General features: G+C 68.3%; 21 protein-coding genes. 13 read left to right on the top strand and 8 right to left on the bottom strand.

Translation table 11 applies throughout. The annotated features are described in order from the left end of the window. Window positions 1–179 precede the first annotated feature (179 nt). Window positions 180–1,310, top strand: coding sequence for an extracellular solute-binding protein (locus ACTJLD_RS30665; protein WP_440660480.1), 1,131 nt, complete (start codon window positions 180–182; stop codon window positions 1,308–1,310). Then, entirely contained in the window at window positions 1,307–3,103 is a 1,797-nt protein-coding gene (locus tag ACTJLD_RS30660) for a GGDEF domain-containing protein (RefSeq protein ID WP_334046838.1), read from the top strand. Before ACTJLD_RS30665 ends, ACTJLD_RS30660 begins: the two co-directional genes overlap by 4 nt. 100 nt (window positions 3,104–3,203) lie before the next feature. On the opposite strand, the gene ACTJLD_RS30655 is transcribed toward ACTJLD_RS30660, so the two are convergent. From ACTJLD_RS30655 to ACTJLD_RS30645, 3 genes are all read right to left on the bottom strand, one after another. After that, window positions 3,204–3,503, bottom strand: a complete 300-nt coding sequence (locus ACTJLD_RS30655; protein WP_027791788.1) for a DUF4148 domain-containing protein — start codon at window positions 3,501–3,503, stop codon at window positions 3,204–3,206. 282 nt (window positions 3,504–3,785) lie between these two features. Next, window positions 3,786–4,040 (bottom strand): hypothetical protein, encoded by a 255-nt coding sequence (locus tag ACTJLD_RS30650; RefSeq protein ID WP_027791787.1) that lies wholly within the window; start codon window positions 4,038–4,040, stop codon window positions 3,786–3,788. Window positions 4,041–4,095: 55 nt separating this feature from the next. Further along, complete coding sequence (locus tag ACTJLD_RS30645) at window positions 4,096–5,421, bottom strand: D-serine ammonia-lyase (RefSeq protein WP_440660477.1); 1,326 nt, start codon at window positions 5,419–5,421, stop codon at window positions 4,096–4,098. 109 nt (window positions 5,422–5,530) lie between these two features. Between ACTJLD_RS30645 and ACTJLD_RS30640 the strand changes: the two genes are divergently transcribed. Next, window positions 5,531–6,481, top strand: coding sequence for a LysR substrate-binding domain-containing protein (locus ACTJLD_RS30640; protein WP_059697360.1), 951 nt, complete (start codon window positions 5,531–5,533; stop codon window positions 6,479–6,481). A 369-nt stretch (window positions 6,482–6,850) separates the two neighbouring features. Here the strand turns inward: ACTJLD_RS30640 and ACTJLD_RS30635 are convergent, their stop codons facing one another. Continuing rightward, on the bottom strand, window positions 6,851–7,699 hold the full coding sequence (locus ACTJLD_RS30635) for a sulfite exporter TauE/SafE family protein (protein ID WP_440660475.1): 849 nt from the start codon (window positions 7,697–7,699) through the stop codon (window positions 6,851–6,853). Here ACTJLD_RS30635 and ACTJLD_RS30630 point away from each other — a divergent pair. From ACTJLD_RS30630 to ACTJLD_RS30620, 3 genes are all read left to right on the top strand, one after another. Then, a complete protein-coding gene (locus ACTJLD_RS30630; protein ID WP_060170644.1) occupies window positions 7,698–7,967 on the top strand; it encodes a hypothetical protein in 270 nt (89 codons plus the stop codon). The genes ACTJLD_RS30635 and ACTJLD_RS30630 overlap by 2 nt on opposite strands. Window positions 7,968–8,017: 50 nt before the next feature. Continuing rightward, window positions 8,018–8,914 carry a LysR family transcriptional regulator gene (locus ACTJLD_RS30625; protein WP_334009770.1) on the top strand — a complete coding sequence of 299 codons (897 nt, stop codon included), beginning with the start codon at window positions 8,018–8,020 and terminating at the stop codon, window positions 8,912–8,914. A 124-nt stretch (window positions 8,915–9,038) separates the two neighbouring features. Then, complete coding sequence (locus ACTJLD_RS30620; RefSeq protein ID WP_060170648.1) at window positions 9,039–9,671, top strand: LysE family translocator; 633 nt, start codon at window positions 9,039–9,041, stop codon at window positions 9,669–9,671. A 76-nt stretch (window positions 9,672–9,747) separates the two neighbouring features. On the opposite strand, the gene yddG is transcribed toward ACTJLD_RS30620, so the two are convergent. Beyond that, the gene (gene yddG, locus ACTJLD_RS30615; RefSeq protein WP_440660472.1) at window positions 9,748–10,692 is read right to left on the bottom strand and encodes an aromatic amino acid DMT transporter YddG; all 945 of its coding nucleotides are present in this window, start codon (window positions 10,690–10,692) and stop codon (window positions 9,748–9,750) included. Then, a complete protein-coding gene (locus tag ACTJLD_RS30610; RefSeq protein WP_440660470.1) occupies window positions 10,676–11,092 on the bottom strand; it encodes a hypothetical protein in 417 nt (138 codons plus the stop codon). Before ACTJLD_RS30610 ends, yddG begins: the two co-directional genes overlap by 17 nt. Between ACTJLD_RS30610 and ACTJLD_RS30605 the strand changes: the two genes are divergently transcribed. Beyond that, the gene (locus ACTJLD_RS30605; protein WP_027791781.1) at window positions 11,091–11,702 is read left to right on the top strand and encodes a C39 family peptidase; all 612 of its coding nucleotides are present in this window, start codon (window positions 11,091–11,093) and stop codon (window positions 11,700–11,702) included. The genes ACTJLD_RS30610 and ACTJLD_RS30605 overlap by 2 nt on opposite strands. A 66-nt stretch (window positions 11,703–11,768) precedes the next feature. On the opposite strand, the gene ACTJLD_RS30600 is transcribed toward ACTJLD_RS30605, so the two are convergent. Further along, window positions 11,769–13,454, bottom strand: a complete 1,686-nt coding sequence (locus ACTJLD_RS30600) for a purple acid phosphatase family protein (protein ID WP_174393529.1) — start codon at window positions 13,452–13,454, stop codon at window positions 11,769–11,771. Between the two features lie 321 nt (window positions 13,455–13,775). Here ACTJLD_RS30600 and ACTJLD_RS30595 point away from each other — a divergent pair, with 321 nt between their 5' ends. The 4 genes from ACTJLD_RS30595 (at window position 13,776) to ACTJLD_RS30580 (ending at window position 16,003) form a co-directional block, all read left to right on the top strand. After that, window positions 13,776–14,075 carry a YXWGXW repeat-containing protein gene (locus tag ACTJLD_RS30595; RefSeq protein ID WP_027791779.1) on the top strand — a complete coding sequence of 100 codons (300 nt, stop codon included), beginning with the start codon at window positions 13,776–13,778 and terminating at the stop codon, window positions 14,073–14,075. Window positions 14,076–14,325: 250 nt separating this feature from the next. Next, window positions 14,326–15,090, top strand: a complete 765-nt coding sequence (locus tag ACTJLD_RS30590) for an RNA polymerase sigma factor (RefSeq protein WP_440660468.1) — start codon at window positions 14,326–14,328, stop codon at window positions 15,088–15,090. Then, entirely contained in the window at window positions 15,087–15,503 is a 417-nt protein-coding gene (locus tag ACTJLD_RS30585) for a hypothetical protein (protein WP_059697356.1), read from the top strand. The genes ACTJLD_RS30590 and ACTJLD_RS30585 overlap by 4 nt, the downstream gene beginning before the upstream one ends. Next, entirely contained in the window at window positions 15,500–16,003 is a 504-nt protein-coding gene (locus ACTJLD_RS30580; RefSeq protein ID WP_027791776.1) for a periplasmic heavy metal sensor, read from the top strand. Before ACTJLD_RS30585 ends, ACTJLD_RS30580 begins: the two co-directional genes overlap by 4 nt. A gap of 148 nt (window positions 16,004–16,151) precedes the next feature. Here the strand turns inward: ACTJLD_RS30580 and ACTJLD_RS30575 are convergent, their stop codons facing one another. Further along, window positions 16,152–16,946, bottom strand: a complete 795-nt coding sequence (locus tag ACTJLD_RS30575; protein WP_440660466.1) for an alpha/beta hydrolase — start codon at window positions 16,944–16,946, stop codon at window positions 16,152–16,154. A 774-nt stretch (window positions 16,947–17,720) separates the two neighbouring features. Here ACTJLD_RS30575 and ACTJLD_RS30570 point away from each other — a divergent pair. Then, a complete protein-coding gene (locus tag ACTJLD_RS30570; protein WP_440660464.1) occupies window positions 17,721–19,115 on the top strand; it encodes a DUF1800 domain-containing protein in 1,395 nt (464 codons plus the stop codon). A 2-nt stretch (window positions 19,116–19,117) separates the two neighbouring features. Further along, window positions 19,118–20,275, top strand: a complete 1,158-nt coding sequence (locus ACTJLD_RS30565) for a DUF1501 domain-containing protein (RefSeq protein WP_440660462.1) — start codon at window positions 19,118–19,120, stop codon at window positions 20,273–20,275. The last annotated feature ends 12 nt before the right edge of the window (window positions 20,276–20,287 follow it).

Here is a 20,287-nt window from a genome sequence, read left to right as displayed (position 1 = left end):
CGCTTTCGACTGATCATTGGCCGCTCGCCCGACGGCGTTTCATGCGTGTGCGGCGATGTGCCGGCGAAGCGGCGCCGTCGTCGCCGCGCACGCGCTGCGTGCGGCTTCTGCCGATTGCGCGGCGATGCGTTTTATGGTCTCGTTGCGGGATATCGCATCGACTCGAAAAAGGACGTCGAATGCAGCCGGGCGATTCACACGGGGTCCGATTAGTCAGGGGAATCGGCGCACGTACGCGCGCCCGCGGCGCCGTGCGCAGGCTGCTCATCATATTGACACTGGGCTTGCTCGCGCCCGGCCTGCCGGCTTTCGCCGACTCTCCCGAAACCGTCAACGACAACGTGCTGCGCGTGCTGGCCTGGCCCGGTTATGCGGACCGCGACGTCGTCAGCGCGTTCGAGTCGCAATTTCACGTACGCGTCGAAGTGACGTTCGTCGACTCCGACGAAGCGTTGTGGACCCGGATGCACAGCGCGGCGCCGCCGCCGTACGACGTGCTGGCCGCAAACACGGCCGAGATCCAGCGCTACGCGCACGAACGTCTGCTCGCGCCGATCGACCTGTCGCGCATCCCGAACCGGCGGCGGCAGTTGCCGAACTTCCAGCAGCTCGCGACGATCGACGGGCTCGTCGAAGAGGGGGCTGCCCATGCGATCCCGTTTACGTATTCGTCGATGGGGCTGATCTACGACCGCAGGCAGGTTTCCGCCGCACCGCGCTCGATGCGGGAGCTGTGGAATCCGCGCTACCGCGGCAAGGTGCTCGACTTCAACAGCGCGCAGCACAATTTTTCGTTCACGGCGCTGGCGCTCGGCTATCCCGATCCGTTCCGCCTGTCGCCCGCGCAGACGCTCGCCGTTGCGCACAAGCTGATCGACCTGCGCCGCAACCTGCTGACGTACTACACGCTTCCTGAAGAGGCGACCGCGCTGTTCGTCGAGCATCGCGCGGCGCTGATGTTCGGCAATTACGGCACGCAGCAGGTGGAACTGCTGCGGCGCGCCGGCGCGGACGTCGGCTACGTGATCCCGGACGAAGGCGCGCTCGCGTGGCTCGACTGCTGGGCCGTCACGCGCGGCGCGCAGCATCCCGAGCTCGCGTTCGCATGGATCAACTACATGCTGGAACCGGCGATCGGCGCGCTGCTGACCGAACGCCAGGGCCTCGCGAACACGCTCGCGCCGCCGCCGGGCCTCGACACCGCGCACCAGCATCTCGTCTGGCTCCAGCCCGTCGAGGACATCGCGCGGCGCGAATCGCTGTGGAGCCGCATCGTGTCGGGCGACCGTCCGGAGCGGTTCGGAAAATGATCCGGCTCGGGCTCACATCGAAACTGTCGGTGCTGTTCGCATGCATCGGCGTGATCGCGTCCGGCACGACCGGCTATTACGCATATCGCGCGAACCGCGCGATGCTCGTGCAGGAGGCACAGCACAGCCTGCTGATGTCGACGCAACTGCTCGGGCAACGCTTCACCACCGCGCTGTCCGACGTCGCGGACGATGCGCTCGTGCTCGCGCAGATGCCGTCGTGCGCGCTGGTCTCGGGCGGCGACAACCGGGAAGGCGCGTCACGCGCGCGGCTCGAGCTCGAGCAGGTGTTCTACAGCTTCATGAGAAATCACCCGGAATACCTGCAGGTTCGCCTGATCGCGCGCGGGGATTTCGGGATCGAACGCATTCGCGTCGATCGCGATGCGCACGGCATCGTCGTGCTGCCGGACAGCGCGTTCCAGGAGAAAGGACAGTTTTCCTACGTATTCGATACGCTCGCGACGGCACCGGGTCATATCTACCTGTCGCCGATCGTGATCAACCACGAGACGGGAACGCATGCGGCCGAGGGGCTGCCGATCCTGCGCGTGGGCACGCCGGTCGTCGACGCGTCGGGCCAGACGGTCGGCGCACTCGTCGTCGATGTCGAACTGTCGCGCGTGTTCGACCGGCTCGAGCGCGATCTGCCGGAAGACTACGCGGTGTATCTCGCGAACGAGTGGGGCGATTTCCTCGTGCACCCCGATCCGTCGCAGACGTTCGGCTTCGATCGCGGGCGGCGCGTGCTGATGCAGGACCGCTTCGCCGTCACGCGCGCGCTGTTCGACAGCGCCCGCACGAACGTTACCCTCAACGGCCTGACCGATCCCGCCGATGCGCCGGGGCAGATGTTCGCGTTCGCGCGTACGCCGTTCGGGCACGACGAGGGCAACCGCTTCGTCGTGCTCGGGATGGGGCGCCCGCTGGCCGACGTGCTGGCGCCGGCCGGCGTGCTCGGCGAACGGATCATCCGGATGGTGCTCGTGTCGAGCCTGATGGCGGTCATCCTCGCGATCCTGTTCGCGCGTGCGATCACGCGGCCGCTGCAGACGCTCGCGCGCGCGGCGACGCACGTGTTCGACGATCCGGCCGCCGAGCAGTTGCCGGTCGGGCGCGCCGACGAGATCGGCGTGCTCGCGCGCTGTTTCGACAGCATGCGCGTCGAGATCCGCACGCAGGTCGCGATGCTGCGCGCGAAGCAACTGGAGCTCACGCACCTCGCCGGCCACGATGCGCTGACCGCGCTGCCGAACCGCCTGCTGTTCATGGAGCAGCTCGATGCCGCGATCCGGCGTGCGGCCGCGATGCATGAGGGGCTGGCCGTGATGTTCGTCGATCTCGACCGCTTCAAGCAGATCAACGACCAGCACGGACACTCGGCCGGCGACCGCGCGCTCGTCGCGGTCGCCAAGCGGTTGAGCCTCGTGCTGCGCGGCGGCGACATGGTCGCGCGGCTCGGCGGCGACGAATTCATCGTGCTGATTGCGGACGTGCGCTCACCGGCGGTGATCGGCGACGTCGCGTCGCGCATCCAGCTCGTGATGGCTGAAGAACTGGAGTTCGGCGACCGGCGCATGGCCGTCGGCGCGAGCATCGGCGTCAGCGAGTTTCCGGCCGACGGCGCGTCCGCCGAGGAACTGCTCGTCAAGGCCGACGCGGCGATGTACGCGGCGAAGGCGTCTGCGCAATGCGCATACGTGCGCTACCAGGAACTGGTCGGCAGCGGGAGTGCCGCCGGCGGCGGCGCGGACGAAGCGGCCGGCCGCGTCGCATCGGGCGAAAGCCGGTGACGGCCGGCCGCACGATACGTGCGATGCAAACGTAACGAGCCCGTCGCGGGACGGGCTCGTTGATGGTGCAGGCTGCGCGCGAAGGCGCGCGGCGGCAGGCTTAGTGGCCGAAGTAGACCGAGTCGCGCGGGTTCTGCACCTTGACGACCGGTGCGCCACCCTGGACGGTCGCGGCCGGTTGCGCACCGTAGCCGCTGTTGTCGGCGCCGCGCACGCGGGCTTGCGCGGCTTCGATGTCGGCCGGGTAGTGCGGGCTCGCCTGGCTCGGCTTGTAGCCGGCTTGTTCGAGCTGAACCAGTTCGTTCTTCACTTGCGCGCGGGTCACGGTGCTTTGGGCGAATGCGCCGAACGAAGCGGACAGGGCGACAGCGGCAACGACTGCGGAAACGAGCGATTTCATGATGACCTCCGATGTTTATTGGCTTTCCGCGTTCGACACCATGTCGTAAGCGGTTGATTACATCGTAGGCGCCGGTCGACCTAGGGTAAACGTGAGTTTTGGTGAAAGATCGTTGTCGCTGGAGTAATAATTCCGAGATATGCGCGTTCCGTCCCTATTCGATGTTGCCGGATTTGCAAGGGAGCGGAGCGAATGCGCGCGACGCGGATGGCGTACACGGACGGGTGCCCGACGGCGAATGCGCGGGTGGAGAGGCGGCCGACGGGTTGCGTTGCCGACGGGTCAGACGTCGTCGTCGATTTCCTTGCGTTCCCGGCGTTCCTCGTTGCCGCGCCGCGCGCGCAGGCGCTGGCGCGACAGCACGGCGATCACCTGCTGGGTCGGCGCGCCGGACGGCAGTTCGTTGCGGATGCGATCGGGCACCATGGGCAGGCCCGCGCGCTGCCGGCGCAGCGCCTTGGCGATTGCCCGGCGGCATTCGTCACCGTGGCAATCCCATTCATCGCGGATTCTCTGGCAATAACGGCATTGTTCCATCCGGACAGTCTAACGCGTCTTCGGGAACGGGGCTGGACGCACCGGCTTGAGTGGATCAGGCGCCGGGTGCGGCATCGGCGAGCGCGTTTGCATGCGACTGGAAGCGGCGATGTTCTTCCGGCGGCACGAGCGAGCCGCCCGTCGCCCAGATGACGTGCGTCGCCCGGCGCAGGTCGATCGCGTGGCGATGCACGTAGTCCTTTCCGGCCGGGGAGTGCGTCAGCCAGCCGGGGCCGCCGACGGCAGCGGCGGCCGACGGCTCGAGTTCCACGCCCGTCGCGCGCCGGACCGCGAGCAACTGCGCGTAAAGCTGCGCGTCGCTGACGGTGAAGACGCCCGACAGCTGGGACGCCATCAGCGGGCTGACGAGGTGCGACGCCTGCGCGACTGCCAGGCCATCGGCCTCGGTCCGGTTGTCGAGCCCCGCGTCGTAGACGGATACAGGCTTCCCGGGGCCGGCGGCCAGCTGGACCAGCATGCACGGCGAAGCGACGGGTTCCGCGAAAAAGCAATGCACGTGCTCGCCGAACAGCGCCTTGAGACCATAGGCGATGCCGCCCGGCGCGCCGCCGACGCCGCACGGGATATGGACGAAGAGCGGATGCGCCGCATCCACGCTGCGGCCCGCCCCGGCGAGCTGCGCGGCGAGATGCCGGGCACCGGCCGCGTAGCCGAGGAACAGCATCAGCGAGCCTTCGTCGTCGACGAAGTGGCTGCGCGGCTGATGGCGTGCCTGCGAGCGTCCCGCCGCGACGGCTTGCGCGTAGTCGCCGTCATGTTCGATCACGCGAACGCCGCGTGCTCTCAGGCGCGCCTTCTTCCACGGCTTCGCGTCGGTCGACATGTGAACGACCGACTCGAACCCTAGCGCGGCGGCCATCACGCCGATGCTCAGGCCGAGATTGCCGGTGCTGCCCACGATGACGGTATGCGCGGCAAACAGTTCGCGTGCGGCGGTCGAGGCCAGGAGCCGACGGTCGCCCGCGGGTTCGAGCAGGCCGTGTTCGATCGCGATCGACTCCGCGAGCGCGAGCACTTCGTGAAAGCCGCCGCGCGCCTTGATCGAGCCGGCGACCGGCAGTGCGTCGTCGCGCTTGATGAACCACGCGCCGTGTTCGTCTGCCGGGAGCGACAAGCTGCGCTGCAGGCTGTCTGCCGGCATCAGCGGCGATTCGATTTTTCCTGCGCTCGCCGCGAGTTCGGGAAACAGCTCGGCCATCAGCGGTTCGCAGCGCGCCAGCCGCGCTTCGGCCATCGCAATGGCGTCAATCGTCGGTGCGTCGTGCGGCAGCGGGCTGCCGGCGTGGGGGTTCAGCCACAGCAGCGGGTGGCGCGATTGCAGCTTGGCTAATAGATCGGAAGGCTGGAGCGTGAAGGTCATGGATCGGTCTTGCGTCGGATGAACGGTGAATCAGGCTTGAATGCTACGATTCGAACCGGTTGCGCAAAAGCGCCGATTTCTAATGAATGCATTAGCCTGGCTTATAACGATGCGACTCGACGGTTCGATCCTTGGTGCGTTGCTGTGCTTTGAAACGGCCGGCCGGTTGCTGAGCTTCACGAAGACGGCACAGGCGTTCAACCTGACGCAAAGCGCCGTGAGCCAGCAGATCCGGAACCTGGAGGACCGGCTGGGTTACCCGCTGTTCGTGCGTCAGGCGCGCGGGCTGAAGTTGACCGAGAAGGGCGCGACCCTGCTCGGAACGATGTCGAGCGCGTTCGGCGACATCCATCGCACGCTTCAGGCGCTCGGCATGCCGGACGCGCCGCTGCAGGTGAGCTGTCTGCCGTCGCTCGCGCTGCAATGGCTGATGCCGCGCCTGTCCGAATTTCATCGGCTGCAACCGGACGTGCCGGTTCGCGTGAAGGCCGAGTTTCAGGTGCTGGATCGTCAGGCCATGGAGACCGACGACATCGACGTGGCGGTGCGCTACGACCCGGTGCAATACGGGCGGCTGCATGCCGAGGCCATCCTCGACGAAATCCTGTTTCCGGTCGCCACGCCCGCGTATCTGGCGCAGCATCCGTCCTTTGCCGGCGGGGAGTCGCTGGACGGCGTCGTCCTGCTGCACGACGCGGCTCCGTGGGGCGGCGCACCCGAGTTCGTGGAGTGGCGCACGTGGCTGGAGGCAGTTCGTCCCGCGTGGATGGCGCATCTTGACGGCCCGCAGTTCAATTTCTCCAGCCTGGCAATCACGGCCGCGCTGAACCATCAGGGCGTCGCGATGGGGCGCGCCGCCCTGGTACATGACGAGATCGCGAGCGGACGGCTCGTGGATGTTTTCGGCAGGCACGTGCGTGCGCCGGCGCGCTACATGCTGTTGTCACGCAATCCCGACGATCCGCGCACCACGGTTTTTTCGGACTGGCTCAAGGCCGAGTGCGCACGCTTCGATGCGGCTCGGTCACGCTTGCTTTCGAACGGAAGCCGGCACGGGTAGCCGACGCTGCCGGATGGCCGGGTCGGAGTGCGAAGGAGTTGAGAAATGAGCGCCGCCGCACACTACGATTTCCCGTCCGTTTCCATACGGAATGCTTGCGCACGGACGCGGCTGGCGAGCGTTACTTGAGTTGCCAGATACCCCAGACGGCGATCAACAGGCCAAGGCCGAATCCGCAGCCGAGCAACACGTAGGTTTCCATTGCAGGTCTCTGAAAGCGTGGCAGCGCCGATGCGGACATCGGCGCGCGAGCAGGACAGTCGGTGACGTATCGTTCGCATCGTCGGGCGCGGCGATACGCCGGGTCCGCGAATACTACGCTCGGCAGCTTTCAGAACGCATGCGGGATCGATTGCAATCCGCCGCCCGTCAGTGCGTGCCCGCGCGCGTGTTGTCCACCTGGGTAACGTGCGATCCGCCGTGCCGGAACACGCCCGATTTCCAGATCATCTGCGATGCCGCGACGAGCACGAAGAGCAGCACGACCATCCTGAAGCTGCGGGGCGACATCTTGTCCCGTAGCGGGCGAACGAGCCACATGCCGGCAATGGCCGGCAGGCTGGCCGCCGCCGAGATCGCGAGGTCGGCGGCGCTCGCGTGCGCGGCGCCGCTGAACGTCGTGAGCAGCGTGACGATCGACACCACGAGGATGATCGCGATCTGCTTCGTGAAGACGCGCCCGGTCGCGCCGGACGAAATCAGGTAGGTGGCGAGCAGCGGGCCGGGAACCGACGCGATGCTTTCCATCAGCGCGGCGCCGAAGCCGAGTGCGAAGCCGACGGGTTTCTGCCAAGCGGGAGGCAGGTTGAGCTTCGGCGCGGCGAGCATCAGCGTCGCGGCGACGATCAGCAGCGCGCCGGACGCCGCCTGCGCATGACCCGGATTGAGCGAGAGCAGGATCGCGACACCGACGATGTTGCCGATCACGGTGCCCGCGATCGGTGCGGCGATCTTGCGTGCGGTCGCCAGCACCTGGCCGCCTTCCAGCGCCTGCGGAATGTTGCCGAGGATGATCGGCATCGACAGCAGCAGCACCGCATGCCGGATCGGCAGGAACTGGCTGAGTATCGGCATCGCGATCAGCGGCACGCCTATGCCGGTGATCCCCTTGGCCATGCCGCCCAGCAGCAGCGCGACGGCGATGCCGGCCAGATCGAACGCGCCGAGCCCCTGCAGGCTGGAAACCAGCACACCTTCAGTCAGATTGAAATGCATCATGGAATGGCTTGTCGCGGCATATCCGGCAGCGAGCGCTGTCGAAGGAGCCCGTTGCGGCGCGTGCGTGTTGCACGCATGTGTTCTGGATCGGCTTGGCCGGGCGTCGATCGCACGGCGCCGCATCGTTGCGCGGCCGGGTCCGCAGGCAATCGACGCGCGGTTCGAGGATGCATCTTACCCGAGCGTTGCGGAGGATATTCGGCGCGGGGCGCGGCGTGCCGCCGGTATCGTCGGCGCGATCATGTACGCGGTTCAATATAATTCATGACCATGCATCGCCTCATGCGCGATATGCATCTACTGGAACAAGGAGACCCGATGACCCTTGCGCAGTTGCAGGCCCTGGCGGCCGTGGTCGAACTCGGCTCGCTCACGGCCGCGGCCGACCGGTTGAGCCGCAGTCAATCCGCGATCAGTCATGCACTGACCGAGCTGGAAGATATCACGGAGGTCAAGCTGCTCTGGCGCGACCGGCAGCCGGTCGTCCTGACGGCGGCGGGCGAACGCCTGTGGCCGCACATCCAGAACGTGGTGCGCGAAGCGCAGTTGCTGCGCCAGCAGTTCAGCCTGTCGCGCGGCAAGCTCGAAGGGAAGCTGGTGGTCGCGTCGCTGCCAAGCGTGTCGCTGGCATTCGTCGTGCCGGCACTCGAGGCGCTGAAGGAGATGCACCAGGGCGTGTCGGCGGTGCTGCTCGAAGGCACGGACAGCGAAGTCGAAGGGTGGATCGAGGACGGTACCGCCGACGTCGGCGTGGTGGCCGGCACGAAGACCTTCGCGCACACGCTGCCGCTGCTCGACGAGGACTTCGTCGCGGTGGCGGCGGATGGCATGTTCACGGGCCGCAAGAGCGTGTCGGCGAAGCAGTTGTCCGCGGCCCCGTTCATTTTCTCGAAGGCAGGATGCGGGCCGGTGATCGCGGATTACTTCGCGCGCAGCGGCACGCCGCTGCGCGCCGCGTTCAACGTGGTCGAGATGCGCACCATCCTGTCGATGGCGGAGGCCGGCATGGGCGTGTCGATCGTTCCGCGCATCACGCTCACGTACACCCCGTTCGGTGGCCGCGTGCTGGCGCTTTCACCACGGCTGCATCGTTCCGTCCGGCTGTCGTGGAACACGTCCGGCAATGCGATCGCCGATGCGTTCGTGCGGCTCGTCGACGCGCAACGCGCGAAGGCGGCGAAGGCGATTCACGCGCGCGCGAAAAGGAGCCGGTAACGAACGGCCGGTGCGATGAAAAGCGCTCATGGGCGGCTTGCAGTTTATTCATGCAGACGGTGATCGAGATGCAATACATTGAGCGAACCCGCCCCCTGACCGCTTCGCCCCGAAGGAGATTGCCGTGCCGGCCTTGCCCACCTTGCTTGCATTCGGACTCGTGTCGCTCGGCATGGTGCTGACGCCCGGGCCGAACATGATCTACCTGGTGTCGCGCTCGATCTGCCAGGGCCGCCGTGCCGGGCTGGTGTCGCTCGGCGGCGTCGCGCTGGGGTTCGTCTTCTACATGGTGTGCGCGGCGCTGGGCATCACAGCGCTGGTGTTGGCCGTGCCGTATGCGTACGACGTGCTGCGCTTTGCCGGTGCGCTTTATCTGGCGTACCTGGCGTGGCAGGCTCTGAAGCCGGGCGGCCGCTCGGCGTTCCAGATCAGGCAGCTGCCGCACGATAGCCGCGCGAGGCTCTTCACGATGGGCTTCGTCACGAACCTCGCGAATCCGAAGATCGCGGTGATGTATCTGTCGCTGCTGCCGCAGTTCATTTCGCCGGGGCACGGCAGCGTGCTCGCGCAATCGCTGGCGCTCGGCAGCGTGCAGATCGCGGTGAGCGTCAGCGTGAACGCGCTGATTGCCTGCATGGCCGGCGCCATCGCGGGTTTTCTGGCGGGGCGGCCGGTCTGGGCGTCGGTTCAGCGCTGGTTGATGGGCACGGTGCTGGCTGGGCTCGCCGTGCGTATCGCACTGGAGTCGCGCAGCTGACGCGAGTGAGTGGCCGACGGTTTGCGGGATCGCTGGGTGCTTCCGAGTTGCATCGTGACGAATGCGCCCGGTTTCGTCAGCCCTGTCTGTTGCCCTGCGCTTCGTTGCCGACCCGCACGGGCGCGGCTTTTGCGTTGCGCCGGCCGCGCGTCGCGAGCCAGCACAGGATCGACCCGCCGCATACCATCGACGCGCCTTGCCAGAATTCGATCGACAGCGGCGCATGCAGCAGCGTCGCGGCGAGCATGGCGGCGAGTACCGGGGTGAAATACGATGCGCCGACGATGATCGTCACGTTGCCGTGCATGATGCCGGTGTTCCAGGCCGCATAGCCGAACCCCAGCGCCGATGCCGCCAGCACGATGTAGATGGCCGCTTGCAGGCTGACCGTCATGCCGCCGCCGCCTTCGACCGCGAACTTGATCCAGAGCGCCAGCGCAACCAGCATGAAGAACGGCGTGACGCCGTTCTTGCCGTCCGCGATGCGCGCCGTCACCGTGCAATAGCCGGCCCAGATCAGCGCACCGAAGAACGCGAGGCCGTAGCTCAGCGGATTGTCCGTGACGTTGCGCAGCATGCCGGCCGGATCGAGCCCCTGGTCGCCGCCGAGCACCCGGCAGATCCCGAGCATCGACAGCAGGACGCCGGGCACGACCAGCAGGTTGGCGCGCTGCTTGTTGAACACGATTGCCGCGACCAGCGTGAAGCTCGGCCACAGATAGTTGACCATCGCGACTTCGATCGCCTGCCGGCCGTTGCTGGCATAGCCGATCGACAGCGACAGGCACACCTCGTACGAGACGAACAGCAGCCCGCCCCAGAGCAGATAGTTTTTCGGGAACCGGCTCAGGTCGGGGAAACCGACCGAGAACAGCAGAAGCACGGAGGCCACCGTATAGATCATCGCGGCGCCGCCGGTCGCGCCGAGGCTTTCGCTGACTCCACGAACGAGGGCGACCACGGAGGCCCACAACAACACCGCGCCGAGCCCGGCGAGCGTTGCCTTATTCTTGCGCTTCATGCGTCCTGCCTGTTTCAACATTCAAATTCGCTATTGGATGATTCGGTTCCGCCTGCGCGGGATCCACGGGTACGTCGATCAAGATGGTCTCGATCCCGGTGTGCCGGCCGCGCACCGGGATCGACATGCCACGGCCGCCGACCCCGGATGCCTCGTCGCCGTCGAACGGCGTCGTCCCGTCGTCTTCGCCGAAGCAGTTGACGGTCGCGAACGCCCCGCTCATGGCGGAGTACGAGGCGCGCAGTCTACCGCGTGTCGTCGCGCAATGGCTTGTGATGGGCGTACAACAGGTGCCCGTGCGCCATCGCGGTATAGTGGCGCGGCAGATTCGCATCGAGCAGTTGGTCAGGTTTTCGTTGAAGCCAGTCGCCTGTATCGCGCTTTCAGGGAGGGAAGCCATGAAAGAAGTGCCGTATTTCTCGCAGTGGGAATCGATGCACCTGGTTTCGCGGTTCGTGTCCCGCGAATTGCGCGCGGAGGACGACCCGTTGTGGCATCGCTCCGGCGCAAGCACGCCGGAAGAATACGCGCAGTGGAGCCCGAACATCTGCGGTATCGCGTGCCTGAAGATGCTGCTCGCATACCGCTCGAACACGATCGTGCCGCTGCTCGAACTGGTACGCGAGGCCGTCGGGTTCGGCGTCTACCGGCCCGAACTCGGCGACACGGGCAAGCGTCTGCATTACCGGCCCTTCGTGCACTGGGTGCGCGAGCGCTACGGGATCGATGGCGATGTGGTGGAAGGGATCGATTCGGCCGCGCTCGAACCGAAGCTGCATGACGGGCACATGCTGATGGCGTCGGTGCATCCCGGCATCCGGCACGACGGCTTTGAGCCGCCGTCGCGGGGCGGGCATCTGGTGCTCGTGTTCGGCGCGAACCGCGACACCGGCGACTGGCTGTTCCACAACCCGTCCGGGTTCGACGTGCGCACGCAGCGCAACGTGGCGATGCCGCGCGCCACGTTCGACCGCTATTTCGCGAACCGCGGCATCCTGATTGCCCCATGACGTTGCGCATGCAACGAATCCCGCGCGCACGGCGTCAGGCGCCCGTCGCAACGGGCGCCTGACTGATCACCGGTCGTTGCGCTTCTTGCTCAGCTCGATCGTCTCGAACAGTGTGTAGTCGGCGGTCGGGTGCTGGTCGGCGCCCGGTGCGTGGTAGTAGCGCATCGTGATCGTCGTATGCCCGCCCGGCTTGCCCGGGTCGTGGTCGAACACGGCAATCCCGTAGCCGGTGCCCGTATCGCGACGCGCGGACCAGATCGCATCCTCGAGCGCATCGGCCGGCTGGCGCACGAACGTATTCGGTGCCGTGCCCGGCACCGGCCGGTTCGGCTTCGTGAACACCTTCGCCTGTGCAAAGCCGGTCGCCGGGTTCTCGCCGTATACGTCGAGCGGCGCGCTGGTGCCGCCGCCGCCCAGGATCAGGTGGATCGTGCCGTGGCTCGTGTCGAACGTCGTGCGGTCCGGGTCGTTCGATCCGACCGGGCGCGGCTGCAGCGTCTCGACCACTTCGCCGGTCGTCGCATCGACGCCCGCGCGGTGATTGCAGCCGCGTACCGGGTAGCTGCGCTCGTAGTCGTGATCGTGGCCGCACAGCACGAGGTCGACGCCGTAACGGTCGAACAGCGGCAGCCACGCTTCGCGAATGCCCTTGTCGGAACCGTTGCCCGTCTTCGACGAACTGAGCGCGTCCTGGTGCATCTGCACGACGATCCAGTCGATGTCGTCGTCGTGCGCGGCATGACGCAGCGTGTGTTCGAGCCAGCGCGTCTGCTCGCCGTTGCTGTAGCCGCGCACGTAGAACGACGTGCCGGGCTCGATCGGCGGGCGGCCCGTGCTCGCGGCCGGCACGAGCGGCGCGGGGCCGCCGACGAACGCGGCGGCATCCTGGTACACGACGTCGTCGGCGTCGAGCGACACGAACAGCACCGAGCTCACGCGGAAGCTGTACCAGCGGCCCGGGAAGCGCGTGCCGTTCTCCGGCAGCGTATAGCGCGCGAGATACGAGTCGAGCCCCTGCGGACCATTGTTGAACTCGATCTCATGGTTGCCGGGGCAGGGCATCCACGGACGATTGGCGGCCGACGTCTGGTTGTTGTTGCCGAAATCGCGCCACACCTCGGGCTGGTGCGCGGGGTTCAGGTTCGCGTAGCAGAGGTCGCCGTTCAGCAGGTGGAACAGCGGCTGGAACTGCTCGACGGCCTGCACCGCGAAGCGGCTCTGCGGCGACGACAGCACCCAGGCACCGTTCGGCGTCGCAAGGTCGCCGTAGCTCGTGAAGCGGAACGGCGCGCGGCCGCGCGGTGCGGTCGAGAAATTCGCGGAGAACGGCTGCGCGGCATTGCTGTCGTTGTCGGCCGTGATCTCGTAGCGGTAACGCGTATTCGGCTTCAGCCCGTGCACGCGCGCGTGGTACGCGAATACGGTCTCGCCGTTCAGGCCGTCGGTGTACAGGCGCTGGACGCCATGCACGGTGCGCGGCGGCTCGCCGTCGGCGACGATGCGCGCGCGCGGATTGACGGCCGACGCGAGCGACGCCCACGAGATCACGACTTCCGACGTCGGGTCGTTGCCCCACGTCAGGTGGACCTGTTCGGGCGTGCCGTCCGGGGTCGACGCGGCGGCCCGGGCTGCCGCGAGGCCACCGGCGGCGGTGGCGAGGCCGGATACGCCGGCGAGTTTCAGGAAGCCGCGGCGCGAGACGGATGCGGCGGGCTCGTTCGGCTGGATCGGGGAGTTGTCCTGGTTCGACATGGTCGGTGTTTTCGTGGATGGAGACGCGAGATGCGGAACCGCCCGGCCGTGCGTAAGCGTGGCCGGGGCGTGGGCCGGAAACGAGCGGGATCCCGGTGCCGGACATTGTCGAAGCGCAGTTTTGCCGGGTTGTGACAGCACGGCAACCCGCGGGAGCGCCGGCGCCTGCCGAGCTTGCGGATCGGGGCATCCGGCCCGCGGCGACGCGCGTCCGCTTCGGCCGATATTTATTTGCCGACATCGCGACGGATTCTGACCACCTGCACCGTTTAACGCATGAACGGCCGCTTCCGGTCGATACCTGCTACGTCGGAGTCTTTCATGAAGCTTTCCATTCCGTTGCGGTTTGCCACGGCATGCGTGGCCGCGCTCGCTGCGTCCGCTGCGTTCGCGCAGGCCGTCATCGTCGCGCCTTACGCGCCGCCGCCGCCTCGCGTCGAAGTGATGCCGGCGCCGCGCGCGGGCTACGTGTGGGACCAGGGCCACTGGCACTGGCGCCAGGGTCGTTATGTCTGGATTCCAGGCCACTGGCAAGTGGTTCGCGTCGGTTATCACTGGGTGCCGGGCCACTGGGCCGCGCGCGGTCCGGCGTGGCGCTGGGTTCCGGGTCACTGGGCCTGATGCGTATGCCGCCGCACGGCACGCGGTGCCGGCGCGGCGGCGCCTTCCCGCAACGTCATGAGTCGCAGCCATGCCCTTTCGAACCGTCGTGATACTGGCAGCCGCAGCCATCGTGCTGGCCGGCTGTGTCGTGGTGCCGGCGCGTCCGGCCTATTACCGGCCCGCGCCGGTCGTCGTATATTGAGCGCGCCGGGCGCCGCTCGCGCGACCGGGCGGCCGGCATCCGATCGAACCGATCGACACGATCGCCATGCGGCCTGAAACCGATGCCGATGAAACGGACCTTGCCGATGCCGCGCGCGATGCGTGCGGCGATCCCGAACCGCCGGTGGGGCGGGGCCGGGTAATGGCGCGGCGCATGCAAGGAGAGCACGACGATGAGCTTCGGTCTGCCGGCGGGCGCATTCACGAGCGTGCCGCGGCACAGACGCGCGATGCGCTGGAGCGCCCCGCGTTGAGCGACGGCGATCCGGACGCCGCGCTGGTGGCACGGGTCGGCGCGCGCGACGCGTCGGCCGTGCGCGTGCTCGTCGCGCGCAAGCTGCCGCGGCTGCTCGCGCTCGCGACGCGCATGCTCGGCGACCGCACGGAAGCCGAGGACGTCGCACAGGAGACGTTCTTGCGGATCTGGAAACAGGCGCCGGGCTGGCGCGAGGGCGAGGCGCGGTTCGACACGTGGCTGCATCGTGTGGTGCTGAACCTGTGCTACGACCGCTTGCGCGGCCGCCGCGAGGAACCGGTCGACGTGTTGCCCGACGTGCCCGATCCGCAACCGGAACCGGCCACCCGCGCGGAGACCCGCTCGCGCGACGCGCGCGTGCGGCAGGCGCTCGCGGCGTTGCCGGCGCGGCAGCGCGAAGCGCTCGTGCTCCAGTACTATCAGGACATGTCGAACATGGAGGCGGCCGACCTGATGGGCATTACCGTCGACGCGCTGGAAAGCCTGCTCGCGCGCGCGCGGCGAAACTTGCGCGCGCAACTGGCCGGCGATTCACCTAGCGAGGACATCCGATGACACCCGAACGATTTCGTACCATCGTCGCCGCGTACGGCTCGGATGCGCGGCGCTGGCCGGACGGCGAGCGCGCGGCCGCCGAGGCATGGGCGCGCGCGCATCCGGGCGACGCGTTGGCGGCGCTGGACGAGGCCGCCGAACTCGACGCGTGGCTCGCCAGCGATACGGTCGCACCGCCCGCGCCGGCGCTCGTCGAGCGCATCGTCGCGACGGCGCCCGCTCCGCGGCGCACGCGTCGGCGGGGCACCGTGTGGTGGTCGGGCGCGGCATTCGCGGGCGTGGGCCTGGCCGGCGCGCTCGCGGGCGCGGTGGCCGTGTCGATGCTGATGCTCGGGAGCGTGCCGCCTGCGCACGAGCAGGGCTATCTGACAACGACGTTCGGCGGACCGAGCGTGGACTGGAGTGATGAATGAGTGAGCGTGGCTGGAAATTCGTCCTCGTCGGTTCGGTCGTGCTGAACGTATTCATGCTCGGCGCGATCGGCGGCGGCGCGTATCAGTGGTTCTCGACGCATCGCGACCTGCGGGCCGCGGGCGCACCTGCGTCGCGCACCGCATTGCGTTTCGCCGCGGACGAGTTGCCGGACACACGCCGGCAGGAATTCGCCGCCGCGCTGAAGGCGGCACGCAAGGACGGTCGCGACTTCGCGCGGGAAGGGCGCGACGACCGGATCACCGTGCTGGATCTACTCGCCGCGCCGCAACTCGATCGCACGGCGATCGACGCCGCGCTCGACCGCACGCGTGCGGCCGATACCGCGCTGCGTGCGCAGGTGGAGCGCAGCGTCGTCGATTTCGCGGCGACGCTGACGCCGGACGAGCGCGCGAAGTTCGTCGACGGGTTGCGGCGTAGCGGCAACTGGCGGTTGCCGCCGAGGTTGCAGAAGAAGCAGGGCGAGGCGGGGAGTCAGTAAGGAAACGCGGCGCGGGAGACGTGCGGCGGCGCGCCTTTCCTGCGCTGTGCAACGCGTACGCGGAACGCCGGTCGGCAATGCTTTGGCACGCTTTCGCGAACGATCGCAACGCGACCACGGCCACGACCACGTGACGCGGCGGGGACGTTCAACGTGCCAGCATCCACGCGGAGATCGCGTCGACCACGCTGCTCTCCAGGCCATTGAAGCCGTGATAGGCGAACGCTTCGCACGGATCGCCCCGGGACGTGCCGCCCGACACGATCATCCGTTCGGCCTTCGGCGATGCCTCCAGCTTCTTCAACAGCGTATCCGTTTCGGACACGGGGCAATGCTTGCAGCCGTCGTTCTGGTGATGAACGACGAGCACCGGAATCCTGAGGCTGGCCAGGTTCATGTCGGTGACCGCGGTACCGCCTCGATCTTCACGGAGGATGGTGGACGTCAGCACGATACCGTCCGGCCCGCCGCCGCCGGCCAGCGCGATCGCAACGGCAGCGGCGGACTGGGTGCCGCGGCTCGTCCCGACCAGCCAGACCGGCACGTGCAGTTGCTCCCTCAACCACGCGATCACGGCACGCGCGTCGTCGGCGTGTTCCTTCGAGAGTCGAAAGCCGTTGAGGTAGGGCGCGGATTGCCGGTCGCTCGGTGCATCGATGACCGCGACAGCGATACCGTCATTCACGAACAGCTGCCTGGTGCGCACGAGAAAGTTGCCTGCGCCCCATCCGAACCGGCCGGACGGGTCCAGTTGCAGCCCGCCGTGTCCGCCGGCGTAAAGGATGGCCGCGGCTTTCGGCGCGTCCGGCGCGATGAAGAGAAACCGCTGGGTGACCCCGGGACGGGTCGGGACGTCGACGACCCTCGGCTGGCCCTGCGCGTGAGCGGGATAACCGTGCAGCGCCAACGCCGCGGCGAGCAGCCACGCGCGTGCCCGGCGCATGGCCGGACGCTTCGCACCGAAGCAACGAAACCGCGCGTGCAAGCTGACGGGAAGTGGGTTCATCGTAGCGGTGGCCGGCGCATTCCGCCGTGGCCGGCCGGAGTGCGCAGCTTCTCCTGTTCAATGTAGCGGCGCCACGTCGACGCGAGTGTGCCGGGCCGTGGCTGCCTGAACCGTCGTGTTCCACCGGACGCGCGGCGTTCAAGGCGATTCGGCAACCTGAACGATTTCGCCGATGTAGCGCCTGAGGTCGCGCGCGTCGTCCTTCATGCGAATAGATCGGCAAAGGCGTCAACGTGATCCGGCAGCAGGATGGCGAGCAGCGTGGTCACGGCCGATCTCCGGTTGCGTCGAATTCTTGCTCCGGGGCGGGGCGACGATACCTCCGTGACCCGGAGCGATACATTCCATTGAGTCTAGGCCGCTTTCCGGGAACGGCAAGCGCCGGGCGGATATCGGCGACAAGGCGGCATTCGACCCGTCCAGGGTTTCGGACGACGCACGTTCCGGCCGGGTCCATGCCGGTCAGGCGGGCGAAAGTCTGTCGGCCGAATGTCGAAGCGTGCCCGTCCCTCGGCGGGGCACGGGGCAGCGTTGCGGCGGCTGAGCGATCCGTCGATGCGCTGCCACCGCCGGTCGAATCCGCGCTGGAAACTCGAACGGCGACACACACGTTTTCAAGCCCGCGCGCCAAACCCGAAATATTCGTCTTCCCGGCGACGGATTTCCCGCCGGCCGACGTTTAACACGGGTACGCATCGCAAGAGCCCCGTCATGGACCACCCGAACGACATCACCCCGGCCGCCATCGCGCTGAACCGCTTCGGTCTCGGCGCGCGGGCCGACGAAGCGCCGCCTGCCGACCCGAAGGCGGCGCTCGTCGCGCAATTCGACCGTTACGAAGCGCGGCCGGCCGCGTGGGCCGGCGAGCCCGACGCGGTGGCGCTTGCCACGCGCTTCGCGAACGCGCGCAATGCGATGACCGGCGACGATCCCGCAACGAAGCGCGCGACCGAGCAGTCGATCCGGCGCGACGGCAACGACACGTACCGCAGCGCCGTCGTCGCGCGGGTCAACAGCGCGCTGAACACGCCCGCGCCGTTCGTCGAGCGTCTCGTGCATTTCTGGGCGAACCATTTCGCGGTATCGGTCGACAAGGGGCCGGTGGCGGCCTACGCGGGCGCATTCGAACGCGACGCGATCCGCCCGCACGTGCTCGGCCGTTTCGAGGACATGCTGGTCGCCGTCGAGCAGCATCCCGCGATGCAGCTGTTCCTCGACCAGGCGCGCTCGGTCGGCCCCGACAGCCCGGCCGCGCTGCGTGCCGAAGCGCGCAATCCGTCGGGCAGGCGCGGGCTCAACGAGAATCTCGCGCGCGAAATCATGGAACTGCACACGCTTGGCGTACGCACGGGTTATACGCAAGCCGACGTGACGGAATTCGCGCGCGCGCTGACCGGCTGGAGCATCGCCGGCGGGCGCGGCCCGCAGCCCGGCGATGCGGCGCCCGGCGCGTTCGTGTTTCGCCCGAAACTGCACGAGCCCGGCGTGCGGACCGTGATGGGGCGCAGCTACGATCAGCCCGGCGAATCGCAGGCCCGCGCGATCCTGCACGACCTCGCGCATTCGGAGGCGACCGGTCGGCATATCGCGTTCCAGCTCGCCCGTCATTTCGTCGCCGACAATCCGCCGCCCGCGCTGACCGACCGGCTGGCCCGCGCATTCGACGCGAGCGGCGGCGATTTGCCGACCGTCTATCGCGCGCTCGTCGACGCGCCCGATGCGTGGTCGCCGGTCAACCGCAAGTTCAAGACGCCGTGGGAGTGGGCCGTTTCTTCGCTGCGCGGGCTCGGCTGGCACGACACGGGTGACCTGAAGGCCGCGCCGCTGCTCACGCAGCTCGGCCAGCCGGTGTGGCGGCCGGGCTCGCCGGCCGGCTACGACGACGTGGCCGCGAGCTGGGCCGCGCCCGATGCGCTCGTGCGCCGCGTCGAGCTGGCGCAGCGGCTGGCCGCGCGCACGGGCGACCGGCTCGATCCGCGCACGCTCGGCAACACGCTGCTCGCGGGTTCGCTGAGCGCGCCGACGGCAACCGCGTTGTCGCGTGCCGAAAGCGCGGCCACGTCGCTCGCCTTGCTGCTCGTATCGCCCGATTTCCAACGGAGATGACCATGGCACTGTCCCGCCGACAATTCCTGCGCGTGGCGGCCGCCGGCGCCGGCGCGATGCTCGTCGCGCCGCGGATCGTGTTCGCGAACGTCGAGACCGACCGGCGCTTCGTGTTCGTGATCCAGCGCGGCGCAGCCGACGGCCTGAACACGCTGGTGCCGTATGCCGAACCCGCGTATGCGTCGCTGCGCGGCCCGCTGGCGATCGACACGGCGGCCGCGACGCGGCTCGACGGCACGTTCGCGTTGCATCCGTCGCTCGTGCAGACCGCGCAGTTGTACCGCGACGGGCAGGCGCTGTTCGTTCATGCGATCGCGTCGCCGTATCGCGACCGCTCGCATTTCGACGGCCAGAACGTGCTCGAGACGGGCGGCCGTGCGCCGTACCAGGTGAAGGATGGATGGCTGAACCGGCTCGCCGCGCTGCTGCCGGCGACGCGCGAAAGCGCGATCGCGTTCGCACCGACCGTGCCGCTCGCGCTGCGCGGCACCGTGCAGGCGGCGTCGTACGCGCCGTCCGGTTTGCCGGCCGCGCCGGACGACCTGCTCGCGCGCGTGTCGGCGCTCTACGAGGCCGACGCGCAGCTCGGCCCGTTGTGGCAATCGGCGATGGATGCGCGCGGCCTCGCCGGCGATGCGCATGCGCGGCAGGATCCGGCGGGTGTCGGCAAGCTCGCCGCGACGTTTCTCGCGCGCGACGACGGCCCGCGCATCGCGATGATCGAAACGGGCGGCTGGGACACGCACAGTGCGCAGAACGCGCGGCTCGCGAATCAGCTGAAAGCGCTCGACACGATGCTCGCCGCGCTGCGCGACGGTCTCGGGCCCGCATGGCAGCAGACCACGGTGCTGGTGGCGACCGAGTTCGGTCGCACGGCCGCCGCGAACGGCACGGGCGGCACCGATCACGGGCAGGCGTCGGTCGCGATGCTCGCGGGCGGCGCGGTCGCGGGCGGCCGCGTGATCGCCGACTGGCCGGGTTTGCGGCCGGGCGACCTGTACGAAGGGCGCGACCTGAAGCCGACCGCGTCGCTCGACGCGCTGATCTCGGGCGCCGCCGCCGAAAGCCTGCGGCTCGATCCGCACCGCACCGCGTCCGCGCTGTTCGCCGAAAGCGGCGCGATGCCGCCGATGAGCGGGCTGATTCGCGGTACGGCGTGATGCGCGCCGATT

The sequence above is a fragment of the Burkholderia sp. 22088 genome (assembly GCF_052045915.1).
Taxonomy (GTDB): Bacteria; Pseudomonadota; Gammaproteobacteria; order Burkholderiales; family Burkholderiaceae; genus Burkholderia; species Burkholderia cepacia.
Note: the sequence above shows the minus strand (reverse complement) of the source record. Positions and strands in the feature narration are given on the sequence as shown.

What these genes read in the sequence shown, in the direction of transcription:
- ACTJLD_RS30665 (WP_440660480.1), top strand. Translation starts at nt 180, where the DNA reads ATGCAGCCGGGCGATTCACACGGGGTCCGATTAGTCAGGGGAATCGGC.
- ACTJLD_RS30600 (WP_174393529.1), bottom strand. Translation starts at nt 13,454, where the DNA reads ATGTCGAACCAGGACAACTCCCCGATCCAGCCGAACGAGCCCGCCGCA.
- ACTJLD_RS30590 (WP_440660468.1), top strand. Translation starts at nt 14,326, where the DNA reads ATGCGGCCTGAAACCGATGCCGATGAAACGGACCTTGCCGATGCCGCG.
- ACTJLD_RS30625 (WP_334009770.1), top strand. Translation starts at nt 8,018, where the DNA reads ATGACCCTTGCGCAGTTGCAGGCCCTGGCGGCCGTGGTCGAACTCGGC.
- ACTJLD_RS30630 (WP_060170644.1), top strand. Translation starts at nt 7,698, where the DNA reads ATGGAATGGCTTGTCGCGGCATATCCGGCAGCGAGCGCTGTCGAAGGA.
- ACTJLD_RS30610 (WP_440660470.1), bottom strand. Translation starts at nt 11,092, where the DNA reads ATGGCTTCCCTCCCTGAAAGCGCGATACAGGCGACTGGCTTCAACGAA.
- ACTJLD_RS30650 (WP_027791787.1), bottom strand. Translation starts at nt 4,040, where the DNA reads ATGGAACAATGCCGTTATTGCCAGAGAATCCGCGATGAATGGGATTGC.
- ACTJLD_RS30595 (WP_027791779.1), top strand. Translation starts at nt 13,776, where the DNA reads ATGAAGCTTTCCATTCCGTTGCGGTTTGCCACGGCATGCGTGGCCGCG.
- ACTJLD_RS30605 (WP_027791781.1), top strand. Translation starts at nt 11,091, where the DNA reads ATGAAAGAAGTGCCGTATTTCTCGCAGTGGGAATCGATGCACCTGGTT.
- ACTJLD_RS30660 (WP_334046838.1), top strand. Translation starts at nt 1,307, where the DNA reads ATGATCCGGCTCGGGCTCACATCGAAACTGTCGGTGCTGTTCGCATGC.
- ACTJLD_RS30640 (WP_059697360.1), top strand. Translation starts at nt 5,531, where the DNA reads ATGCGACTCGACGGTTCGATCCTTGGTGCGTTGCTGTGCTTTGAAACG.
- ACTJLD_RS30575 (WP_440660466.1), bottom strand. Translation starts at nt 16,946, where the DNA reads ATGCGCCGGGCACGCGCGTGGCTGCTCGCCGCGGCGTTGGCGCTGCAC.
- ACTJLD_RS30585 (WP_059697356.1), top strand. Translation starts at nt 15,087, where the DNA reads ATGACACCCGAACGATTTCGTACCATCGTCGCCGCGTACGGCTCGGAT.
- ACTJLD_RS30580 (WP_027791776.1), top strand. Translation starts at nt 15,500, where the DNA reads ATGAGTGAGCGTGGCTGGAAATTCGTCCTCGTCGGTTCGGTCGTGCTG.
- ACTJLD_RS30570 (WP_440660464.1), top strand. Translation starts at nt 17,721, where the DNA reads ATGGACCACCCGAACGACATCACCCCGGCCGCCATCGCGCTGAACCGC.
- ACTJLD_RS30635 (WP_440660475.1), bottom strand. Translation starts at nt 7,699, where the DNA reads ATGATGCATTTCAATCTGACTGAAGGTGTGCTGGTTTCCAGCCTGCAG.
- ACTJLD_RS30565 (WP_440660462.1), top strand. Translation starts at nt 19,118, where the DNA reads ATGGCACTGTCCCGCCGACAATTCCTGCGCGTGGCGGCCGCCGGCGCC.
- ACTJLD_RS30655 (WP_027791788.1), bottom strand. Translation starts at nt 3,503, where the DNA reads ATGAAATCGCTCGTTTCCGCAGTCGTTGCCGCTGTCGCCCTGTCCGCT.
- ACTJLD_RS30645 (WP_440660477.1), bottom strand. Translation starts at nt 5,421, where the DNA reads ATGACCTTCACGCTCCAGCCTTCCGATCTATTAGCCAAGCTGCAATCG.
- yddG (WP_440660472.1), bottom strand. Translation starts at nt 10,692, where the DNA reads ATGAAGCGCAAGAATAAGGCAACGCTCGCCGGGCTCGGCGCGGTGTTG.